The sequence below is a fragment of the Ruegeria sp. D7 genome (assembly GCF_056534355.1).
The window spans coordinates 82,626-103,961 of record NZ_JBQFPG010000012.1 but is presented as its reverse complement, the minus strand read 5'-3'; the positions used below and the strand labels follow the sequence as shown (position 1 = coordinate 103,961).

Sequence of the window (21,336 nt, the reverse complement as noted above, 5' to 3'; positions counted from 1 at the left end):
ATCAGATGCCAATCAAGAACCGACTTGCCGAAATGCACGAAGAAATCACCGGTTGGCGGCGGGATATTCATCAACATCCTGAGATCCTCTATGACACCCACCGCACCAGCGCCTTGGTGGCTGAAAAGCTGAAAGAGTTCGGTTGCGATGAGGTTGTGACGGGCATTGGCCGCACCGGTGTTGTTGGCGTGATCAAGGGCAAGACCGACACGCAGGGTCGTGTGATCGGCCTGCGTGCCGATATGGACGCGCTTCCGATGCAGGAGCAGACGGGCCTTGATTATGCCTCGAAAACCGATGGCGCCATGCATGCCTGTGGCCATGATGGCCATACGGCGATGGTGTTGGGCGCGGCGAAATACTTGTCTGAGACGCGGAACTTCGACGGCACGGCCATTGTGATTTTCCAACCAGCGGAAGAAGGCGGCAATGGGGCCGAGGCGATGTGCAAAGACGGTCTGATGGATCGGTTCGGCATTCAGGAAGTCTATGCCATGCACAATGTGCCAGGTGTGCCGACGGGGCAGTTCGCGATCCGGTCTGGCCCGCTGCTGGCGGCTGCGGATGAGTTCGACATTCATCTGGAAGGTCGAGGCGGCCACGCGGCGAAACCGCATGAAACAATTGATACTACAGTGATGTTGTCGCAACTGATCGTGGCACTTCAGACCATCGTGTCGCGTAACGCGGACCCTATTTTACAGGCGGTTCTGTCTGTGACTTCGGTCGAGACCTCATCCAAAGCGTTCAATGTGATCCCTCAATCGGCGCAGGTGCGCGGTACTGTACGAACGCATTCGAACGAAATGCGCGACCTGATCGAGACGCGGCTAAGCGAGGTGGCTGAGGGTATTGCTGAAACCTTCGGTGGCACTGTCAAAGTCTCCTACACGCGTGGAGTTCCGGTGACGATCAACGCCGAAGAACAGACGGAATTTGCCGCTGAGGCCGCCATTTCCGTAGGTGGCAGCTGTGATGAAGCGCCGATGGTGATGGGGGGCGAGGATTTCTCGTTCATGCTGGAAGAACGCCCCGGGGCCTTCATCGTGCTGGGCAATGGCGACAGCGCCGGGCTGCACCACCCTGAATACAATTTCAACGATGAGATCATCCCGATGGGATGCTCATGGTTTGCCGAAATGGTCGAGCGCCGGATGCCGGCGGCTTGAATTAGGAGAGAGAAGACATGCCAGTTAAGAACCGCTTTGCCGAATTGCAGGCCGAAATCACCGAATGGCGACGGGATATTCATGAAAACCCCGAGATTCTGTTTGAAACCCACCGCACCAGTGCTTTGGTCGCGGACAAACTGAAAGAGTTCGGCTGCGACGAGGTCGTTACCGGGATCGGTCGCACCGGGGTTGTCGGTGTGATCAAGGGCAAATCAGACTCGAGTGGCAAAGTCATCGGTCTGCGTGCTGATATGGATGCGCTGCCGATTCACGAGGCGACGGGGTTGAATTACGCCTCGAAAACCGATGGGGCGATGCATGCTTGTGGCCATGATGGACATACGGCGATGCTGCTCGGGGCGGCGAAATACCTTTCGGAAACGCGTAATTTTGACGGCACTGTAGTGGTCATCTTCCAGCCCGCTGAAGAAGGTGGCGGCGGTGGTCGCGAAATGTGCGAAGACGGCATGATGGCGCGCTGGAATATTCAGGAAGTCTACGGCATGCACAACTGGCCGGGCCGTCCGGTCGGCAGTTTCTCGATCCGTCCGGGTTCGTTCTTTGCCGCGACCGATCAGTTCGACATCACCTTTGAAGGACGCGGTGGCCACGCCGCGAAACCGCAGGAGACCGTGGATACAACCGTGATGACGGCGCAGGCGGTTCTGGCGCTGCAGACGATTGCCTCGCGTAATGCTGATCCGATTGATCAGGTGGTGGTATCGGTGACGTCGTTCGAGACTTCTTCGAAGGCGTTCAACGTGATCCCGCAAACGGTGCAGATCAAAGGCACCGTACGCACCATGAGCAAAGAGATGCGCGATCTTGCCGAGAAACGGATCAACGAGATTTGCGCAGGAGTTGCAGCGACCTTTGGTGGCACGGCGGATGTGACCTATATTCGTGGCTATCCGGTGATGGTGAACAGTGACGAGCAGACCGATTTCGCGGCCGAGGTGGCGAAATCGGTCTCGGGCAGCTGTGACGAGGCGCCCCTTGTCATGGGGGGTGAGGATTTTGCCTTTATGCTCGAAGAGCGTCCGGGGGCTTATATTCTGGTGGGCAATGGCGATACGGCCATGGTTCATCATCCCGAGTATAATTTCAACGACGAGGCCATTCCTGCCGGGTGTAGTTGGTGGGCCGAGATTGTTGAGCAGCGGATGCCTGCTGCTTGATCGGAAGGGTGGGGGCTCTGCCCCCACACCCCCGAGGTATTTTTAGCCAGATGACGAGGGATCGGTGTGTTTTGTCAGCCGAGAGACAGGCGGGAGCAGAGCGTTTCGATCACCGCATCCAACGCCGAACTCTGTGTTTTCACGCAGGCATCGGCTGCCATTCGAGCGGTGTGCAGTTCGGCTTTGTCCGACAGCCAGAGGGTGACAGCATCTGACAATGCGTTGGCCGAGTTGATCCGGACGGCGCCGCCCGTTTTGATGAGCGGCTCAAATGTCTCGGCAAAATTGAAATAACCAGGGCCGGTGATCACCGCAGCCCCCGCCTGAACCGGTTCAAACGGGTTATGGCCGCCGATCTCTTTCAGCGATCCCCCTAGGAAAACGATGGGGCAGAGGGCGTACCAGGTTCCAGTTTCACCCAATGTATCCGCGACATAGACCTGTATGTCTGATGCTATCTGTTGGTCAGCGCTGCGTCGTGCATGCGAAAGACCAGCATCACTCACCAATTTAGCAACGTCGTCTCCACGCTCCGGATGGCGAGGGATCAGCAGCAATAGCAGGTCGGGCCAGCGCTGTAGCAACGCTTTGTGGGCTGCCAGAACCGTTTCTTCTTCCCCTGCATGGGTCGAACTGGCAATCCATATCGGGCGACCATCTATCTGCGCTTGGGTTTCGGTCAGGACATCCTGATTTACGGGCAGCGGGTCAGACATGGCCTTGAGGTTGGTGCCGGGCTGTACGCGATTCGCGTCGGCACCAATTGCGATCAGATTAGCGGCGGTTTTGTCGTTCTGGGTCAGAAATACCTTGAAATGATCCAGAATGAAGCGCGCCGTGTTCGGGCGCTTGTTCCAACTATCCACTGATTTGTCAGATAGCCGGGCATTCAAGAGCGCCAGTGGCGTGCCGCGATTTGCGGCCTCTACGATCAGCCGGGGCCAGATTTCACTTTCTACAAAGATGCCTGCATCGGGTTTCCAGTGGTCCAGAAACTCGCGCACCGGAGCGGCGCTGTCCAATGGCGGATACTGGTGGCGCGTCCGGGCAGGCAAGCGCTTAGCAATCAACGTCGCCGAGGTCGGGGTGCCTGAGGTGATGAGAAACTCAGCATTCGGCAGGCGCTGCCCCAGACGGTTGATCAGGCTTAGAACCGATAGGCTTTCACCCACACTGGCCGCGTGAAACCAGATCAGCTGCCCATCTGGGCGCGGCAAACTGGCATGGCCAAGCCGTTCTTGCTGGCGGCTTTCGGGAACACCCGCAGCGTGCAGTTTGTTGCGTACTTTCCGCCAAATCAGGGGTTCGGCAATAGATATGAGACCGCAGTACAGTTTGTACAGCAGCGTCGGCTGCGCGGATCTATCGGGCATCTCAGCCGCCCGTATGACTCATGTGGCGGCTCATCTGACCGTCGACGGCTTGCCGGGAATAGTCGAAATCATGGCCCTTGGGCTTGAGATTGATGGCTGCGCGGATCGCGTCTTCCAACGGTTTCTCGGTATCGGGATGATCGCGCAGGGGTGCGCGCAGATCAGCCATATCTTCCTGGCCAAGGCACATGTAGATCTCACCAGTGCAGGTCAGGCGCACGCGGTTGCAGCTTTCGCAGAAGTTATGGCTGAGTGGCGTTATGAAACCGATCTTTTGACCGGTCTCCTCAAGCCTGACATACCGCGCCGGACCACCTGTCCGTTCGGCCAGATCAGTGACCGTATAGTGGTTCTGATATTCCTTGCGGACGTCTTTGAGCGACCAATACTGATCCAGCCGGTCTTCGTTGCCGATGTCGCCCATGGGCATCACCTCGATCCAGGTCAGATCCATATCACGTTCGGCACACCATTCGGTGATCTTGGGTAGCTCGGGCTCGTTGAACCCTTTCAGAGCGACAGCGTTGATCTTGATCCGCAGGCCAGCCTTCTGCGCTGCGTCAATGCCGTTCAGCACCTGTTTCAGGCGGCCCCATCGGGTGACCTTGGCGAATTTGTCTTCATCCAGCGTATCGAGCGATACATTCACGCGCCGCACGCCCGCTGCGTAAAGATCATCCGCAAATCGGTGCAATTGTGATCCGTTGGTTGTCAGCGTCAACTCCTTCAGGGCGCCGCTGTCCAGATGTCGGGTCATGCTGTTGAAGAATGACATGATGTTTCGCCTAACCAGTGGTTCGCCCCCGGTGATGCGCAATTTCTCGACGCCCAAATTGACGAAAGTCGTGCACATACGATCCAACTCTTCCAGAGTCAGAAGGTCTTTCTTGGGAAGAAACTTCATATCTTCGGACATGCAGTAGACGCAGCGGAAATCGCAGCGATCCGTAACGGAGACGCGAAGATAGGTGATGGCGCGGGCAAACGGGTCTATTAGCGGAGCTGTCATGGCTCATAGGTAAAGCGGAGGCATGTTCGCGGCAAGTGCCATCTGCGTTTTGGACTGGTACAGTTAGGCGCAGCGCTCTAGGTTTTGTGTTATGAAATATGCTTTGGTTTTAGCTTTTAGCCTCGTTGCCGGTTGCGATGCCGTTCGGTCCACGACGGATCGGGTGTTCGGAAGTTCATCCAACGAGACGGCGGCTGAACCCGTTACAGCAGAGGCGACGGAGGTAACTCCTGAACCTGTGGCTGCCGCAGGGTGGTCTGGCGCCAAAACGACCGTTGCCGGGCTGGGCGATCCCAACACACCGGGGCGCTGGTTGCAGACGCCTCTGGTTCAAACTGAGATCAACGGCCGCGTGGTTGTGCCGCGCACGGGTGCGCAGGCCTATGTGACGCTTGTTCCCGCACCAGGCCCCGAAGGCGGTGGCGGACGGCTGTCGCTTGAAGCCATGCGCGCGCTGTTGGTGCCATATGACGAGTTGGTGGAACTGGAAGTCTATTCCGACTGAGCGCGCAGGTATTTCCCAGCCTCTTTGCGGGCAAAGGGTTTCATGTTTGCGCCGTGCGTTTCCAGAAACGCGACTACGCGCTCTGGATCATGCTTTGACAATTCGCGCAGCCACCATGCGATGGCCTTCTGGATAAACCATTCCCGATCGGAGACATACGTGGCAGCCCAGCCGAGTATACGGTCGCGGCATGCCAGGTCTTCCGGTTTGGGATGGTTCTGTTTGGTCCAGGGCAAGGTGGCGACCAGCGCGGCGCGTTTGGTCCACATGTGGCCCGACGTGGTCCAACGTTCGACCTGGTCCAGCCGGGTTGGATCAGCCGAAAGACGCTTTTGCATCGCCATACAGGCATGATCGGCCACGGCCCAGGCGTCAAAATCCGGTAGCCAGCCTTGCAGCAGGTCCCACACCGCGTCATCCGGTCGGATACGGGCTTGGGTCAGCAGCTTTGCTGCCGCGACCCGCGCTTCATGAATGTTGGTCTGCCATAAGCCATCGGCGACAGCGATGCGGTCGATGACTTCAAGTTCGCGCCGCCAAGCCTTGGTCAGATCATTCAAAACCGGGTTCGGAACGCCCAGATAGGGGCGGTCTACCTTATGGTAGGCCGCCACCTGTTCTGCGCGTTCAGGATCGGCATGGGCTTTGATCTGATCCAGATAGGCTCGCATGCCCGATCACTCAACCGTGACGGATTTTGCCAGATTACGGGGCTGATCAACATCTGTGCCTTTGGCCACCGCCGTGTGGTAGGCCAGCAATTGCGCGGGCACCGAATAGAGAATCGGGGCAAGGCTGGTGTGCACATGTGGCATACGGATCGTGCTCCAAACTCCTTCTTCTGCCTCAGCGATACCGTCATCATCCGAGACAAGGATAACCTTGCCCTTGCGCGCCATCACCTCCTGCATGTTTGAAACTGTCTTGTCGAAAACTGCGTCGCGTGGTGCCATGACAACAACCGGCATATGCTTGTCGATCAGGGCGATGGGGCCGTGCTTCAACTCACCCGAGGCATAGCCTTCGGCGTGGATATAGCTGATTTCCTTGAGTTTCAGCGCGCCTTCCATCGCCAGCGGGTACATGAGGCCACGGCCCAGGAACAGCACGTCGCGCGCTTCGGACAGGCGTTGGGCGGATTGGCGAATAGCGTCGTTCTGATCCAGCGCAGCATTCAGAACAGTCGGCAAACCGCGAAGGGCGGCCGCGTGATCGGCGATCTCTTCATCGCTAAGCGTGCCTCGATCTGCAGCGGCCTTGAGGGCAAGCATCAGCAACACGCTAAGCTGACAGGTGAACGCCTTGGTCGAGGCAACACCGATCTCGACGCCCGCATGGATCGGCAACGCCACATCGCTTTCGCGCGCAATCGAGCTTTCCGCGACATTCACGACCGAGACAATCTTGTCCGCCTTGCCTTCGCAATAGCGCAGGGCAGCAAGCGTGTCGGCGGTTTCGCCCGACTGGCTTACAAACAGCGCCAACGTCCGGTCCGAGATTGGAGGCTCACGATAGCGGAACTCGCTGGCGATATCGACTTCAACCGGCATCTTGGCCAACTGCTCGAACCAGTATTTTGCCGTCAGGCAAGCATAGAATGCCGTGCCGCAGGCCACCATGGTCAGACGGTCCAGCTTGGTGAAATCCAGACCGTCGCCGGGCAATACAACCTGATCGCCTCCGGTCGGAAGATACGAGCGGATGGCTTCGGCCACCACAACAGGCTGCTCGGCAATTTCCTTGGCCATATAATGCTTGTGGCCGCCTTTGTCGGCACGGGTCTGATCGATTTGAATTTGCCGAATTTCGCGGTTGGCAAGCTCTCCCGATTCGGTTCGAATCTCAAGCGAAGTGCGGGTCAGAACCGCCCGATCGCCTTCCTCAAGATAGGTGATGCGATCCGTCAGGGGGGCCAGCGCGATCGCATCAGACCCAACAAACATCTCACCATCGCCGTGACCAATTGCAAGGGGCGAGCCCTTGCGCGCCGCAACAATCAGGTCTTCTTGACCGTCGAACAGAAAGGCGAGCGCAAATGCACCTTTGAGTCGATCAATGGTTTTAAACGCGGCGTCGACCGGAGACAGCCCTTCGGACATGTAGCGTTCCGTCATCAGGGCGACGGTTTCAGTGTCGGTATCCGTCACGAAACCGACCCCATTATCGGCCAGTTCGGCCCGCAGTTCACGATAGTTTTCAACGATGCCGTTGTGCACTACGGCGACAGGCCCGGCCTTGTGCGGATGTGCATTGTTAACCGATGGGGCACCATGGGTGGCCCAGCGTGTGTGACCGATACCGGATTTACCTGGAAGGGGGTTGTGAACCAGAAGGTCGCTTAGGTTCACCAACTTGCCGACAGCCCTCCGACGGCCCAAAGCTCCATCGTTCACAGTCGCGATACCGGCGCTGTCATAACCGCGATACTCAAGCCGCTTCAGTGCTTCGACCAGGATAGGGGCAGCTTCGTGACTGCCCAGAACACCAACAATTCCACACATAACTCAGGCTCCTTTGTCGCGGCGAGCCTTCTTCGCCTTCAACATTTCAAACAATTTACGCGCATAGCCGGGTTTGTTTTCCTGCTTGGAACGCGCTACGGCCAATGCGTCTGGCTCAATATCCTTGGTCACTACGGTCCCCGTGGCGGTCATCGCGCCATCACCCAGAGTGACCGGGGCCACCAGCATCGTGTTCGATCCAATGAACACGTTTTCCCCGATGGTTGTTTTATGCTTCATCACGCCATCATAGTTACATGTGATAGTTCCCGCGCCGATATTGGTCGCCGCCCCGACCGAAGCGTCGCCGATATAGCTAAGGTGATTCACCTTTGCGCCTTCGGCGATTTCGGCATTTTTGATCTCGACAAAGTTGCCAATTTTGGCGTTTTCAGCCAGCTCTGTACCCGGACGCAGCCGGGCATAGGGTCCGACCACCGAACCTCGGCTGACATGGCAGCCTTCGAGATGTGAAAACGCCCGGATCGTTGCGCCGCTTTCCACGGTCACTCCGGGGCCGAAAACCACATTGGGTTCAATGACCGTGTCGCGGCCAATGACGGTATCTGCGGCCAGATACACGGTTTCAGGGGCCATCAGAGTGACCCCCAGATCCAGCAATGCAGACCGTGCTTGCACCTGAAACACCGCATCAGCAGCCGCCAGGTCAGTGCGCGAATTGATGCCCAGCGTCTGAGCTTCGTCGCAGGCAACCGCAGTTACGGACAGCCCTTGGCTGCGGGCGATCTCGACTACGTCGGTCAGATAGTATTCACCCGAGGCGTTATCATTGCCAACTGCATCGATCAGTGAGAACAAGGTCTCGGAATCGCATGCCAAAAGTCCTGAGTTACAGAAGGTTATAGTGCGCTCTTCATCTGTGGCATCCTTGAACTCGACGATCCGCTCCAAGGCATCTCCGTTCATCACAAGGCGGCCATAACGGGCGGGGTCTGCAGCTTCGAATCCTAGAATGACCAGATCGTTTTTTGCGCGCGCTTCGATCATCCGCTGCAGGGTGTCGGGCTGTAGAAACGGGGTATCACCATAGAGGACGACCACATCCCCCTGAAAGCCCTCCAGCGCTGCACGCGCCTGCGCAACCGCGTGTGCGGTGCCAAGTTGTTCTTCCTGCACCGCAATGCTGGCGTTTTCATCTTCGGCTTCAGCCACACACGCGACTGCTTCCGCACCGTGGCCGGTAACAATCACCGTGCGCTCGGGCGACAGGACAGCACCGGCCCGCATGGCGTGAACCAGCATTGGAGCCTGAGCGATCGGATGCAGGACTTTGGGAATATCAGAGTTCATCCTTGTGCCTTTTCCGGCGGCAAGAATGACAAGGGCAGTGCTCATGAAATCGTTTTCTCTTTTGTTTTGTCGCCGCCCGTTTTATCCGCTGTGGGCAAAGGCGCAAGCGGTTCAGCCATCAAAGAAGATTGCCGTTTGCAACACGACATGGCGGAATCCCGCCGGTTCAGGAGGTGAGCATGCGAACGGTAATCTTTGATCTGGATGGAACTTTGGCGGATACATCTGGTGATTTGCTGGCCGCTGCAAACCATTGTTTTCGCGAGATGGGTCATGGGGATGTTCTGTCGCCCGAGCTTGATGCGGCGGTATCGGTACGCGGTGCACGCTTGATGTTGTCCCATGGATTGAAGCGGGTCGGCGCCTATGATGCGGATGTTGTCGAAGCCTATTATCCGGTCTTTTTGGACGTCTATGGGCAGGCGATCGATACGCATACCTATTTCTATCCCGGTGCGCTTGAAGCCGTCGAAACACTGAAAGATGCAGGTTATGGCGTGGGGATTTGCACCAACAAGCCCGAAGGCCTGGCTGATTTGCTGCTGACCCGGATGGGTGTCCGTGATCACTTTGCTTCACTGATCGGTGCAGACACATTACCGGTGCGGAAACCCGACCCTGAACCGTTACGCGAAGCAGCGCGTCGCGCCGGAGGGCACCCTGACCACTGCGTATTGATCGGCGACTCAGATACCGACCGAAATACGGCGCGGGCTGCGGGAGTGCCGTCGGTACTGGTGACATTCGGCCCGTCGGGCGATGAGATGGCTGCGCTGGAGCCCGAGGCGTTGTTGCATCATTTTGATGATTTACCGAAACTGGTCTCCGATTTGATCGGAGCGGCGGCCTGATCCCTTGACCCGCTTAACACTCAGCATAAAAACGGATTCATGACTGAGACATTCACAGGTAATTTCACCCAGCAAGAACCCATTCCCGAAGAGGCGATCGAGGCTGCCTTGGCCGTTTTGCGCCATGGTCGTTTGCACCGCTACAATGTTGCCCCTGGCGAGTTGAGCGAGACGGCTTTGTTGGAGCAGGAATTCGCTGCCCAGATGGGAGCGAAATACTGTCTGGCGGTCTCGTCGGGTGGCTACGCTCTGGCCACAGCTCTGCGGGCGGTGGGGGTTAAGTCGGGCGATCCGGTTTTGACCAACGCGTTCACTCTGGCCCCGGTGCCCGGGGCGATCGCGTCGGTTGGGGCAAAGCCGGTCTTTGTTGGTGTGACCGAAGCCCTGACCATCGATCTGGATGATCTTGAGGCCAAGCTGGATCAGGCGAAGGTGTTGATGCTGAGCCACATGCGAGGGCATCTATGCGATATGGATCGCATGATGCAGACGTGTGATACGGCGGGTGTGATCGTGATCGAAGATTGCGCCCATACCATGGGTGCCGCCTGGCGCGGGCAGCTGTCTGGGCGGCAGGGGGCCATCGGATGTTACTCGTGCCAGACCTATAAACATGTCAATTCGGGCGAGGGCGGGTTGCTGATCACGGATGATCCGAAGCTGGCGGCCAAGGCAACGATGCTCTCTGGCTCATATATGCTGTATGAACGCCATCTGGCCGCGCCCGGGCCGGAGGTGTTCGAGCAGATCAAATACACAACCCCCAATGTCTCGGGTCGGATGGATAATTTGCGTGCAGCGATCTTACGTCCGCAGTTGCGTGATCTTGATCGGCAGGTACAGCGTTGGAATGAACGCTATGTTGTGATTGAGCATGGCCTGCGTGAAACGCCGGGTTTGACGATGGTGGAGCGGCCTGATGCTGAGACCTATGTCGGTTCATCGATACAATTCCTGTTGCTGGACTGGACACCCGAGCGCATTGCCGAGGTAATCCAGCGCTGCGCCGCGCGCGGGGTTGAACTGAAGTGGTTCGGGGGGGCTGAACCGTCGGGATTTACATCACGCTATGACAGTTGGCGTTATGCCGACAGCGCCCCGATGCCGGTCAGTGATCGGATATTGGCCGGGATCATGGATATGCGCGTTCCGCTGACCTTCTCGCTAGAGGATTGTGCCCAAATTGCGCGCATTATCCGGGCTGAAGTCAGCGCTGTCTATCAGTCATAGTCCAGCGGAGTGCGCTCTCAGCGCACGCTCGATTTATCTGAAAACGCCGCCCCTTGCCGGGCGGCGTTTTGCGTTGGCCTGCGTGTCGTCATTGACCCGAGGAGGAAACGCTGCTATCTGATTATTGAACGCTTGTTCATTAATGCAATCGGAGGAGCCCTGCATGTTTATGGCCACAATGCAATTCGATCTGGGCGAGGACGTGAACGCCCTGCGTGAGATGGTGCACCGCTGGGCTCAGGAACGGGTCAAGCCGATGGCGGCCGAGATCGACGCGTCCAATGCCTTTCCGAATGAGCTGTGGAAAGAGATGGGTGAGCTTGGTTTGTTGGGCGTTACAGTCCCTGAAGAATATGGCGGGGCCGGTATGTCCTATCTGGCGCATACGGTGGCAGTTGAGGAAGTGGCGCGCGCCTCGGCCTCGGTATCTTTGTCCTACGGGGCGCATTCGAACTTGTGCGTGAACCAGATCAAGTTGAACGGAACAGAAGAGCAGAAGAAAAAATATCTGCCCGGTCTGATTTCGGGTGAACACGTCGGGGCGTTGGCTATGTCCGAGCCCTCGGCTGGGTCGGATGTGGTTTCCATGAAGCTACGTGCAGAAAAGCGAAACGATCACTATCGGCTGAATGGCAACAAATATTGGATCACCAACGGGCCGGATGCAGACACTCTGGTCGTCTATGCCAAGACCGATCCGGACGCCGGGTCAAAGGGGATCACGGCTTTTCTGATCGAGAAAGAGATGACCGGGTTTTCGACTTCGCCTCATTTCGACAAGCTTGGCATGCGCGGCTCGAACACCGCTGAGTTGATCTTTGAAGATGTTGAAGTGCCGTTCGAGAATGTTCTGGGCGAAGAAGGGCGGGGTGTAGCCGTTCTGATGTCCGGTCTGGACTATGAGCGTGTGGTTCTTGCGGGTATTGGAACCGGGATCATGGCCGCCTGCTTGGATGAAGTGATGCCCTATCTGGCCGAGCGTAAGCAGTTCGGAAAACCGATCGGGAGCTTCCAGCTCATGCAAGGCAAGATCGCGGATATGTACACAGCGATGAATTCGGCGCGGGCCTATGTCTACGAAGTTGCCAAGGCATGCGACCGCGGGGATGTAACCCGTCAGGATGCTGCAGCGTGCTGCCTATATGCCTCGGAACAGGCGATGGTGCAGGCGCATCAAGCCGTTCAGGCGTTGGGTGGTGCCGGATTCCTGTCGGATTCGCCAGTCAGCCGGATTTTCCGAGATGCAAAGCTGATGGAGATCGGCGCGGGCACCAGCGAAATCCGCCGCATGCTGATTGGGCGCGAAATGATGAACGAGATGTTGTGATGGAAAACCCCGCAGTTCATTGAACCACGGGGCTTTTTGCGATTGGATCAGAAACGATGAACGTAGGACAGGCCAATCAGGAACGGGTCGATTTCGGCGGTGCCGATGTCGTTGCCGTCAAGTTTGACGTCCGAGTCGATGTCGAACCAGCGCACATTCAGACGCACCGCGCCTTTTTCCGTGACCATGTAATCCAGACCGGCCTGCAGAGAAACGCCGAAGGAGTTGTCCAGATCGAGATCGCCCAAAGGCGAGTCTTCCTCGAAGAAGATGGTGTAGTTCAGACCGGCGCCGACATAGGGCTTCCACGCGCTATTGGTCGGGAAGTGATAGTTCAGCGACAGAGTAGGCGGAAGATGCTTGACGCTGCCCGCGTCAACGCTGCCACCGAGAGTGACGTCATGCTTGTAGGGGGTCGAGGCCAAGAGCTCGATCCCGAGATTGTCCTGAACGAAGTATTCGACGGTGAAAATCGGACGGGTGTCCGAGTCGATTTCGGCGTCGAACCCGGCCAGAGTCCCATTGTCGGATTTGGGGTCCAGATAGCCGACACCAACACCGACTGTCCAATCGCCTTGGGATTGGGCGAAGGCTGGGGCAGCCAGAGCGACAAGTGCGGTAGAAAGGGTCAAAGCGGCGAGTTTCTTTGTCATATTCGTGCCTTTGCTTGCGTTGATGCCGATGTTTTGGATGCCGCGGCGCAGAAATGCTCTGATCTGCATCAAACTCCGGAAATTGCTGAAGCGGGGAGGCTAGCTGCAACCGCTAATGAAATAAGGGAAAATCAGCATGCATCCCGCTGAGCGCATACCGGGTTTGCGCGGCGACCAAAGCTGGGCGATGCCTTATCGGCTGAACATGGCGCAGCAATGCCTGTCGCAACAATCCGATCGGGTTGCTTTGCTGGATCTGACCCGGGGCGATCCGAGCGTGGTAACATTTGGCGAACTGGAGCTTATGGTTGATGGCATCGCTCGCGCGTTGATAGCTCGGGTCCAGCCAGGAGACCGGGTTGGCGTCTTGCTCAGCCAGTCGCCGTGGTGTGCCGCCGCGCATCTGGCGATCTGGAAGATCGGCGCGATTTCGGTGCCGCTGTTCAAGCTGTTCAAGCACGATGCGCTGGCGTCGCGTGTCAGAGATGCAGGTGCGCGGATCGTTTTGACCGATGCGGAAGGGTCTGCGTTACTGGGTGAATTGGCCCAACCGCTTTTGGTTGATGAGATTAGGCAGGAAGGGGAACCGGTGCCCTTTGCTGATACCGGCCCCGAGGATCCGGCAGTCCTAATCTACACGTCCGGCACTACTGGCAGCCCCAAGGGTGCGCTGCACGGCCATCGCGTGCTGACGGGCCACCTGCCGGGCGTCTCGATCAGCCACAATCACTTGCGCGATGGGGATTGCCTGTGGACGCCAGCAGACTGGGCGTGGATCGGCGGTTTGTTCGACGTTCTGATGCCCGGGCTTGCGCTGGGCGTTCCGGTGGTCGCCACGCGGTTGGACAAATTCACCCCACAGGCCTGCGCCGATGTGATCGCGCGGGCGGGGGTGCGGAACGTCTTCTTTCCACCGACGGCTTTACGGATGCTCAAAGCTGCGGATCAGTCGATACCGGGATTGCGGTCGGTGGCGTCTGGGGGCGAGCCTTTGGGCGCGGAGATGTTGGCTTGGGGCCAGCAGGCGTTTGGTCTGACGATCAACGAGTTTTATGGCCAGACCGAGTGTAACATGGTCGTATCCTCCTGCGCCGAGGACTTCTCCGTTCGCCCCGGCTGTATCGGTAAACCGTTGCCGGGTCATGAGGTGGCGGTAATTGACGATCATGGCCAACCGACGACGGAGGAAGGTGACGTCGCCATCCGGCGCGGTTCGGCCTCAATGCTGCTGGAATACTGGAATAATCCGCAAGCAACGGCTGAGAAATTCCGAGGTGATTGGCTGATCACCGGTGACCGTGGCGTGTGGGAGGGCGATTATCTGCGCTTTGTCGGTCGTGATGATGACGTGATTACCTCGGCAGGATACCGGATTGGCCCGGCTGAGATCGAGGATTGCCTGCTGACCCATCCGTCAGTGGCAACGGTGGGCGTGGTCGGCAAGCCCGATGAGCTGCGGACCGAGATCGTGAAGGCCTATGTGGTATTGAAGCCGGGGGCTGAGGCGTCGGGCGCTGAGTTGCAGAATTGGGTTAAGGACCGTTTGGCGCAGTATTCCTATCCGCGTGAGGTGTCCTTTCTGGAAGAGTTGCCGATGACGGTGACGGGAAAGGTGATCCGGAAGGAATTGAAGGCGCGGGCTGCAGGGGAGGCAATTACATGATGCGAATTGCATTTGCTGCGATGCTAGTACCATCGCTTGTTTCCGCTCAGGGCGCTTGGGTAGACCAGTCGTATATTCAACAATGTTTTTCTCAGACGCAGCATGGCGATAGCTTGTCATCATGTCTCGGTACAGCTGCCAATGCCTGCCAAACTATACCGGGAAATGAAACAACCCTTGGCATCACCGAGTGTATTCAAGCCGAAACCCAAATTTGGGATTCATTTCTAAACGAACAGTATAAACAGCGTCGAGCAGAACTGGCTGAACAAAGTCCCGAACTTTCGGACCAGTTGCGAGATGCTCAACGCGCATGGATCGGATTTCGGGATGCTGAATGTGCTCTAGCCTACGGCATATGGTCTGATGGAACGATACGCTCGATTGTTGCCGCAAATTGCCTGCTGACCGAAACCGCTGAACGCGCTGTGGAATTGCGCGACTTGGGGAAGATGGAATGAAAATAAAATCCAAAGCCATACCAACCTCTGAGGGGTTTAAGGCGAACCGAGCCGCACATCTGGATGCGCTGGCACATATTGCGGATGCCGCCGAAGCGGCCCGCATGGGTGGCGGTGAAAAATCGCGGACGCGGCATGAATCGCGGGGCAAGATGCTGCCGCGTCGTCGGGTGGCGAACCTGCTCGATCCGGGTTCTCCGTTCTTGGAAATCGGCGCGACGGCGGCGCATGGGATGTATGGGGATGCCGCGCCCTGTGCTGGGGTGATCGCCGGGATTGGCCGGGTGCAAGGGCGCGAGGTCATGGTGGTGTGCAATGACGCCACAGTAAAGGGCGGCACCTATTATCCGATGACGGTCAAGAAACACCTCCGCGCGCAGGAGATTGCCGAGGAAAATCATCTGCCCTGCATCTATCTGGTCGACAGTGGCGGTGCGAACCTGCCCAATCAGGATGAGGTTTTCCCCGACCGCGATCACTTTGGCCGCATCTTCTATAATCAGGCGCGGATGAGCGCGAAGGGGATTGCTCAGATCGCCGTTGTAATGGGGTCGTGTACGGCGGGCGGGGCTTACGTTCCGGCGATGTCCGACGTGACGATCATCGTGAAAGAGCAGGGGACGATCTTTTTGGCCGGACCGCCTTTGGTCAAGGCTGCGACGGGGGAGGTTGTGACAGCCGAAGATCTGGGTGGCGGCGATGTGCATACGCGCCTGTCCGGTGTGGCGGATTATCTGGCCGAGGATGATGCGCATGCGTTGGCCTTGGCTCGGCGGGCCGTCGGGTCGTTGGGGGGTGCCGGGCTGAAGCCTGGCCTACAGTTCGAAACACCGGAAGAGCCTGCCTATGATCCCGAGGAAATTTTGGGCGTAGTTCCGGCCGATCTGCGGACGCCCTATGATATCCGCGAGGTGATTGCGCGGCTGGTCGATGGCTCTCGGTTCGACGAGTTCAAACCGCGATTTGGTGAGACGCTGGTGACCGGTTTTGCCCATGTCAAAGGTTGCCCGGTCGGGATCATTGCCAACAACGGTGTGTTGTTTTCTGAGGCCGCGCAGAAGGGTGCGCATTTTGTCGAACTGTGCTCGCAGCGCAAAACCCCGCTGGTCTTCCTGCAGAACATCACCGGCTTCATGGTCGGCCGCAAATACGAAAACGAAGGCATCGCGCGGCACGGGGCCAAGATGGTGACGGCGGTGGCGACGACGAGCGTTCCAAAGATCACAATGCTTGTCGGAGGGTCCTTCGGAGCTGGAAACTACGGCATGGCAGGACGCGCCTATCAGCCTCGGTTCCTGTGGACTTGGCCGAATTCGCGTATCTCAGTGATGGGGGGCGAGCAAGCTGCAGGTGTCCTAGCGACTGTCAAACGCGACGGGATCGAACGACAGGGCGGCACATGGTCGGCTGAGGAAGAAGCTGAATTCAAGCGCCCGACGCTGGGCATGTTCGAAGAACAATCCCACCCGCTTTACGCTTCGGCCCGGCTCTGGGATGACGGCATCATCGACCCGCGCAAAAGCCGCGACGTGCTGGCCCTATCGCTGAGCGCCGCGCTAAACGCCCCGATCGAGGAGACACGTTTCGGCGTGTTCAGGATGTGATGATGGCGTTCTCTGCCAAGATTGAGGATGTGTTCTCCATATCCGGAAAGGGAACCGTACTTTGGCTAACGGCCGTAGTCGGAGAGCCATTGGAAGGCGATCGGTTTGAAACAGAACTAGGTGAAGCGACGGTTCTCGCAATCGGTGCGCCTGGGATTCGCAATCGTGCTTGTCTTACCGGCAAAGAGGTCTCTCCGTACGGAGGTATTCTGACAGATTTACCGATGCCGGAAGCAAGGTCGCTCCACAATACGACTATTCAAACAGTTGAGGGGGCAACATGAACCGTAGTCTAAAGCAAGTGATGGCTCGCTACCCGGGTGCCCAGACCTTCAAGTTTGGCGACAATGCCCAGCTGAGTGCCGAACTGCTGGCCCTCGTGCGGGAGGGCCGAAAAACAGCGACATGTGGTGCTTTGCGAGACTACCCAGAAGGCAGTGCTGATACCCCGGTCGTTGGGCGTCAGGATATTGCGCTGGAATGGGATGATCGCCCCGCTTTGGTGATCGAAACGGTCGAGGTCTCGACCTGCCGATATTGCGATGTGACCGAAGACTTTGCGTTGGCCGAGGGTGAGAATGAAACGCTTGAGGGATGGCGCGAGGATCATCGCCGGTATTTCGAACGCAATGGCGGGTTCGATCCCGAGATGGAATTGCTGTGCGAACGCTTCCGCCTTGTCGAAGATCTGGCGGTTAAGGGGTAAGCTATGTTTAACAAAATCCTGATTGCCAACCGCGGCGAGATCGCCTGCCGGGTCATGGAAACTGCTCAGAAGATGGGCGTATATTGTGTGGCTGTGTATTCGGATGCTGATGCATCGGCCAAGCATGCGCAAATGGCGGATGAAGCGGTGCATATTGGTGGCGCGGCCCCAGCCGAAAGCTATCTGAAGGGTGATGTGATCATTCAGGCGGCGCTGGATACAGGAGCGCAGGCGATCCATCCTGGTTATGGGTTCTTGTCCGAAAACCCGGATTTTGTGGATGCAGTCGAGGCTGCAGGTCTGACCTTCATCGGGCCATCGGCGGACGCGATCCGCAAGATGGGCCTTAAGGATGCAGCCAAGGTATTGATGGAGGACGCAGGAGTTCCCGTCGTCCCCGGCTATCATGGCGACAATCAGGACCCTGAACATCTGGCTGGCGCGGCAGACACAATCGGGTATCCCATTTTGATCAAGGCCGTTGCAGGTGGTGGTGGCAAGGGGATGCGGCTGGTCGAGGCGCCCGAGGAGTTCTCGGCTGCATTGGACAGCGCGCGCGGTGAGGCAAAGACGGCGTTCGGTAATGATGCTGTACTTGTCGAGAAATTCGTCGCCAAGCCCCGCCATATCGAGGTGCAGGTGTTCGGCGATGGCACCCATGCGGTGCATCTGTTTGAACGCGACTGCTCGTTGCAGCGGCGACATCAGAAAGTGATCGAAGAGGCCCCAGCCCCTGGAATGACTGCCGAGATGCGTGAGGCGATGGGGCAGGCGGGCGTGCGCGCGGCTGAGGCGATTGGCTACAAAGGTGCAGGGACGGTTGAGTTCATCGTCGATGCCTCGGACGGGCTGCGCCCGGATCGGTTCTGGTTCATGGAGATGAACACGCGCCTGCAAGTCGAGCACCCGGTGACCGAGGCCATTACCGGCGTTGATCTGGTCGAATGGCAGTTGCGCGTAGCAGCGGGTGAAAGCCTGCCGAAGCGGCAGGGCGATTTGTCGATCCGCGGACATTCCTTTGAGGCGAGGCTTTATGCCGAAGATGTGCCCAAAGGCTTTCTGCCTGCGACGGGTACGCTGACTCATCTACAGTTCCCGGAAGGCTGCCGTGCCGACAGTGGCGTGCGCGCCGGGGATACGATCAGCCCATGGTACGACCCTATGATCGCCAAGGTCGTGGTGCATGGCCCGACACGCGCGGTCGCTTTGGAAAATCTCCACCGGACCTTGCGCCAGACCGAGGTCGCCGGGACTGTCACAAATCTCGCCTTCCTTGGTGCTCTGACGCGGCACAGCGGGTTTGCATCGGGCGACGTGGATACCGGGCTGATCGGGCGGGATCTTGAGGCTCTGGTAGAGGTCGCTGATTCAGGTCATGCGTCAACGGTGGCTGCGGCGATGACGGCGCTGGGCCTGATAGAGACTGCCTCTGAGACAGGCTTCACCCTTTGGGGGGCATTGCACCGGGCTGTGCAGCTAATGCGCGACGGAGAGGTCATTGATTTGGACGTGCAGGTTGAAAACCCGCATCGGCAGGTTTGGACTGTTAACGGCGCGCAGGTGATTGCGCAGCGAAATGGCGGTTGGATTATTGACGGAAAGCCAATGCCCAACGTCGCCATCGCAGGATCTCAGGTCACCGTGTTCGACGATTACGGGCAGGTGTTTGACGTTATCGATCCTCTGGATCGCGATGCAAGTGCTGCAGGTGACACCAACGTGATCGAGGCGCCGATGCCCGGGCTGGTCAAGGCCGTCTTCGCCTCGGCGGGACAGGAGGTGAAAGAGGGCGACCGGCTGGCCATTCTGGAAGCGATGAAGATGGAGCATTCTTTGTTGGCCGCCCGAGATGGGGTGGTCGCGGAAGTGTTGGCCGAGGCAGGTGCACAGGTCGAGGCCGGTGCAGCGTTGGTTCGGTTGGCCGAGGATTGATCTGTTCGGCCCGCGGATTGCGTGGCACAGTCGGGCCATCCGCAATTGAAACGATAAGAAACCGGGAAGGGATGCGCTGATGAAAGAACGGGTCGAAATATTCGAGGTCGGGCCACGCGACGGCCTGCAGAACGAACAGCGCGAGATCCCGGTGGCCGAGAAGGTCGCCTTGGTCGATTGCCTCAGCCGGGCCGGTTTCAACCGGATCGAAGTTGCCAGTTTTGTCTCACCGAAATGGGTCCCGCAAATGGCGGGCAGCGGTGAAGTTATGGCTGGAATCACACGGACCGAAGGCGTGCGGTACGCTGCGCTGACGCCGAATATGCGCGGGTATGAGGACGCGTTGGCAGCCAAGGCAGATGAGATCGCGGTGTTTGCTTCGGCGTCCGAGGGGTTCTCGAAAGCGAACATAAACGCAACGATTGCCGAATCCATCGAACGCTTTGTGCCCATTCTCGAAGCAGCACGACATATTGATCTGCCCGTCCGGGGCTATGTCTCGTGCGTGACCGACTGTCCCTATGACGGCCCGACCCCGCCCGAGAAGGTGGCCGAGGTAGCGGACGCGCTGTTTGCCCATGGCTGCTATGAGATTTCGCTGGGGGACACAATTGGGCAGGGAACGCCGGACAAGATTGCTCATATGCTGCTGGCCGTGCGCGAACGAGTGCCGGTTACCCGACTTGCAGGACATTTTCATGACACCAACGGGCGGGCAATCGACAACATAGACGCTTCGCTTGCCTTGGGTGTGCGGGTATTTGATACCGCCGTGGGCGGGCTGGGTGGTTGCCCTTATGCGCCGGGTGCGGCCGGTAATGTCGCAACCGAAGCCGTGACCGCACATCTGGAACGGTTGGGATATGAGACCGGTCTGGATGTGCCGGTTCTGGAACAGGCGGCGCGCATGGCGCGGGCAATGCGGGCGGAATAAGATATGTTCGAGACCATTACGCTGAACACAGACGCGCGTGGCGTGGCCACTCTGACGCTGGATCGACCCGAGAAGCACAACGCACTGTCGGCTCAGATGATTGCAGAGCTAACCCAGGCCGCTGGGCAATTGGCAAATGATGATGCGGTGCGGGTGGTGGTTCTGGCCGCCTCGGGCAAGAGCTTTTGCGCCGGGGGAGATCTGGGTTGGATGCAGGCGCAGATGGCTGCCGATCCCGAGACGCGTTTTGCCGAAGCGCGCAAGCTGGCTGAGATGCTGAATGCCTTAAATACGCTGCCCAAACCCTTGATCGGCGCGTTGCAGGGAAACGCGTTTGGTGGAGGTGTCGGGATGGCCTCGGTCTGCGATGTGGCGATCGGTGTGGAAAGCCTGAAGATGGGTCTGACCGAGACGCGGCTTGGCCTGATCCCGGCGACGATTGGACCCTATGTCATTGCCCGAATGGGCGAAGCACGGTCGCGGCGCGTCTTTATGTCTGCCCGCCTGTTCGAAGCGGCGGAAGCGGTCGAACTGGGCCTGTTGACCCGCGCGGTGCCCGCTGTGGCGTTGGCCGAGGCGGTCGAAGCTGAGGTGCAACCCTATCTGTCCTGTGCACCCGGTGCGGTGTCTTCGGCCAAGCAGCTGATCCAGTCACTTGGGCCGCGAATTGATGACGCGGTGATTGACCACACCATTCGACAGCTTGTCGCGCGTTGGGAAACTGATGAGGCGCAAGAGGGAATCGGCGCCTTTTTCGACAAACGAAAACCTACATGGATTAGTTAGGTTTAGCCGATCGCTTTGTTCCAGAAGTATTCTCCGCAATAGCCCGCTGGATGATTGTAACAATGCCGACCTGCGCGTTTCTGTTCGGTTGACCCTCTGACCCCACAGGGATAGAGAATGTCCAGTCAAATCGCCAATTG

At 58.2% G+C, this 21,336-nt stretch carries 20 protein-coding genes; 14 read left to right on the top strand and 6 right to left on the bottom strand.

Annotation, left to right across the window (positions count from 1 at the left end):
- Positions 1–5: 5 nt before the first annotated feature.
- Both ACRZ9U_RS16190 and ACRZ9U_RS16185 read left to right on the top strand, forming a co-directional pair.
- Complete coding sequence (locus ACRZ9U_RS16190) at positions 6–1,169, top strand: M20 aminoacylase family protein (RefSeq protein WP_170397097.1); 1,164 nt, start codon at positions 6–8, stop codon at positions 1,167–1,169.
- A gap of 17 nt (positions 1,170–1,186) precedes the next feature.
- A complete protein-coding gene (locus ACRZ9U_RS16185) occupies positions 1,187–2,350 on the top strand; it encodes a M20 aminoacylase family protein (protein WP_170404069.1) in 1,164 nt (387 codons plus the stop codon).
- Positions 2,351–2,424: 74 nt separating this feature from the next.
- On the opposite strand, the gene ACRZ9U_RS16180 is transcribed toward ACRZ9U_RS16185, so the two are convergent.
- Positions 2,425–3,723 (bottom strand): 3-deoxy-D-manno-octulosonic acid transferase, encoded by a 1,299-nt coding sequence (locus ACRZ9U_RS16180; RefSeq protein ID WP_170404066.1) that lies wholly within the window; start codon positions 3,721–3,723, stop codon positions 2,425–2,427.
- A 1-nt stretch (position 3,724) separates the two neighbouring features.
- Positions 3,725–4,732 (bottom strand): GTP 3',8-cyclase MoaA, encoded by a 1,008-nt coding sequence (moaA, locus tag ACRZ9U_RS16175; protein ID WP_170404063.1) that lies wholly within the window; start codon positions 4,730–4,732, stop codon positions 3,725–3,727.
- A 91-nt stretch (positions 4,733–4,823) separates the two neighbouring features.
- Between moaA and ACRZ9U_RS16170 the strand changes: the two genes are divergently transcribed.
- A complete protein-coding gene (locus ACRZ9U_RS16170; RefSeq protein ID WP_170404060.1) occupies positions 4,824–5,237 on the top strand; it encodes a hypothetical protein in 414 nt (137 codons plus the stop codon).
- On the opposite strand, the gene ACRZ9U_RS16165 is transcribed toward ACRZ9U_RS16170, so the two are convergent.
- The 3 genes from ACRZ9U_RS16165 to glmU are packed head-to-tail and all read right to left on the bottom strand — an operon-like array spanning position 5,225 to position 9,094.
- Positions 5,225–5,908, bottom strand: a complete 684-nt coding sequence (locus tag ACRZ9U_RS16165; RefSeq protein WP_170404057.1) for a DNA alkylation repair protein — start codon at positions 5,906–5,908, stop codon at positions 5,225–5,227. The two genes, ACRZ9U_RS16170 and ACRZ9U_RS16165, sit on opposite strands and share 13 nt — an antisense overlap.
- A 6-nt stretch (positions 5,909–5,914) precedes the next feature.
- Positions 5,915–7,738, bottom strand: a complete 1,824-nt coding sequence (glmS, locus tag ACRZ9U_RS16160; RefSeq protein WP_170404054.1) for a glutamine--fructose-6-phosphate transaminase (isomerizing) — start codon at positions 7,736–7,738, stop codon at positions 5,915–5,917.
- Between the two features lie 3 nt (positions 7,739–7,741).
- On the bottom strand, positions 7,742–9,094 hold the full coding sequence (gene glmU / locus ACRZ9U_RS16155) for a bifunctional UDP-N-acetylglucosamine diphosphorylase/glucosamine-1-phosphate N-acetyltransferase GlmU (protein ID WP_170404051.1): 1,353 nt from the start codon (positions 9,092–9,094) through the stop codon (positions 7,742–7,744).
- 134 nt (positions 9,095–9,228) lie between these two features.
- Between glmU and ACRZ9U_RS16150 the strand changes: the two genes are divergently transcribed.
- The 3 genes from ACRZ9U_RS16150 to ACRZ9U_RS16140 all read left to right on the top strand — a co-directional run bounded on the left by ACRZ9U_RS16150 (position 9,229) and on the right by ACRZ9U_RS16140 (position 12,457).
- The gene (locus tag ACRZ9U_RS16150; RefSeq protein ID WP_170404048.1) at positions 9,229–9,900 is read left to right on the top strand and encodes an HAD-IA family hydrolase; all 672 of its coding nucleotides are present in this window, start codon (positions 9,229–9,231) and stop codon (positions 9,898–9,900) included.
- Positions 9,901–9,939: 39 nt separating this feature from the next.
- Positions 9,940–11,130, top strand: coding sequence for an aminotransferase class I/II-fold pyridoxal phosphate-dependent enzyme (locus ACRZ9U_RS16145; protein ID WP_170404045.1), 1,191 nt, complete (start codon positions 9,940–9,942; stop codon positions 11,128–11,130).
- 163 nt (positions 11,131–11,293) lie between these two features.
- A complete protein-coding gene (locus tag ACRZ9U_RS16140) occupies positions 11,294–12,457 on the top strand; it encodes an isovaleryl-CoA dehydrogenase (RefSeq protein ID WP_170404042.1) in 1,164 nt (387 codons plus the stop codon).
- Between the two features lie 47 nt (positions 12,458–12,504).
- On the opposite strand, the gene ACRZ9U_RS16135 is transcribed toward ACRZ9U_RS16140, so the two are convergent.
- The gene (locus ACRZ9U_RS16135) at positions 12,505–13,110 is read right to left on the bottom strand and encodes an OmpW/AlkL family protein (protein ID WP_170404039.1); all 606 of its coding nucleotides are present in this window, start codon (positions 13,108–13,110) and stop codon (positions 12,505–12,507) included.
- Between the two features lie 136 nt (positions 13,111–13,246).
- Between ACRZ9U_RS16135 and ACRZ9U_RS16130 the strand changes: the two genes are divergently transcribed.
- The 8 genes from ACRZ9U_RS16130 to ACRZ9U_RS16095 all read left to right on the top strand — a co-directional run bounded on the left by ACRZ9U_RS16130 (position 13,247) and on the right by ACRZ9U_RS16095 (position 21,196).
- Positions 13,247–14,773 (top strand): AMP-binding protein, encoded by a 1,527-nt coding sequence (locus ACRZ9U_RS16130; RefSeq protein ID WP_170404036.1) that lies wholly within the window; start codon positions 13,247–13,249, stop codon positions 14,771–14,773.
- Positions 14,770–15,234, top strand: coding sequence for a lysozyme inhibitor LprI family protein (locus ACRZ9U_RS16125; protein ID WP_170404033.1), 465 nt, complete (start codon positions 14,770–14,772; stop codon positions 15,232–15,234). The genes ACRZ9U_RS16130 and ACRZ9U_RS16125 overlap by 4 nt, the downstream gene beginning before the upstream one ends.
- On the top strand, positions 15,231–16,838 hold the full coding sequence (locus ACRZ9U_RS16120) for a carboxyl transferase domain-containing protein (RefSeq protein ID WP_170404030.1): 1,608 nt from the start codon (positions 15,231–15,233) through the stop codon (positions 16,836–16,838). The genes ACRZ9U_RS16125 and ACRZ9U_RS16120 overlap by 4 nt, the downstream gene beginning before the upstream one ends.
- Before the next feature lie 2 nt (positions 16,839–16,840).
- The gene (locus tag ACRZ9U_RS16115; protein WP_170404026.1) at positions 16,841–17,122 is read left to right on the top strand and encodes an elongation factor Tu; all 282 of its coding nucleotides are present in this window, start codon (positions 16,841–16,843) and stop codon (positions 17,120–17,122) included.
- Positions 17,119–17,544 (top strand): ASCH domain-containing protein, encoded by a 426-nt coding sequence (locus ACRZ9U_RS16110; RefSeq protein ID WP_170404023.1) that lies wholly within the window; start codon positions 17,119–17,121, stop codon positions 17,542–17,544. Before ACRZ9U_RS16115 ends, ACRZ9U_RS16110 begins: the two co-directional genes overlap by 4 nt.
- A gap of 3 nt (positions 17,545–17,547) precedes the next feature.
- Entirely contained in the window at positions 17,548–19,476 is a 1,929-nt protein-coding gene (locus tag ACRZ9U_RS16105; RefSeq protein WP_170404019.1) for an acetyl-CoA carboxylase biotin carboxylase subunit, read from the top strand.
- 79 nt (positions 19,477–19,555) lie between these two features.
- Positions 19,556–20,410 (top strand): hydroxymethylglutaryl-CoA lyase, encoded by an 855-nt coding sequence (locus tag ACRZ9U_RS16100; RefSeq protein ID WP_170397063.1) that lies wholly within the window; start codon positions 19,556–19,558, stop codon positions 20,408–20,410.
- Positions 20,411–20,413: 3 nt separating this feature from the next.
- Entirely contained in the window at positions 20,414–21,196 is a 783-nt protein-coding gene (locus ACRZ9U_RS16095) for a crotonase/enoyl-CoA hydratase family protein (RefSeq protein WP_170404015.1), read from the top strand.
- Positions 21,197–21,336 lie beyond the last annotated feature (140 nt).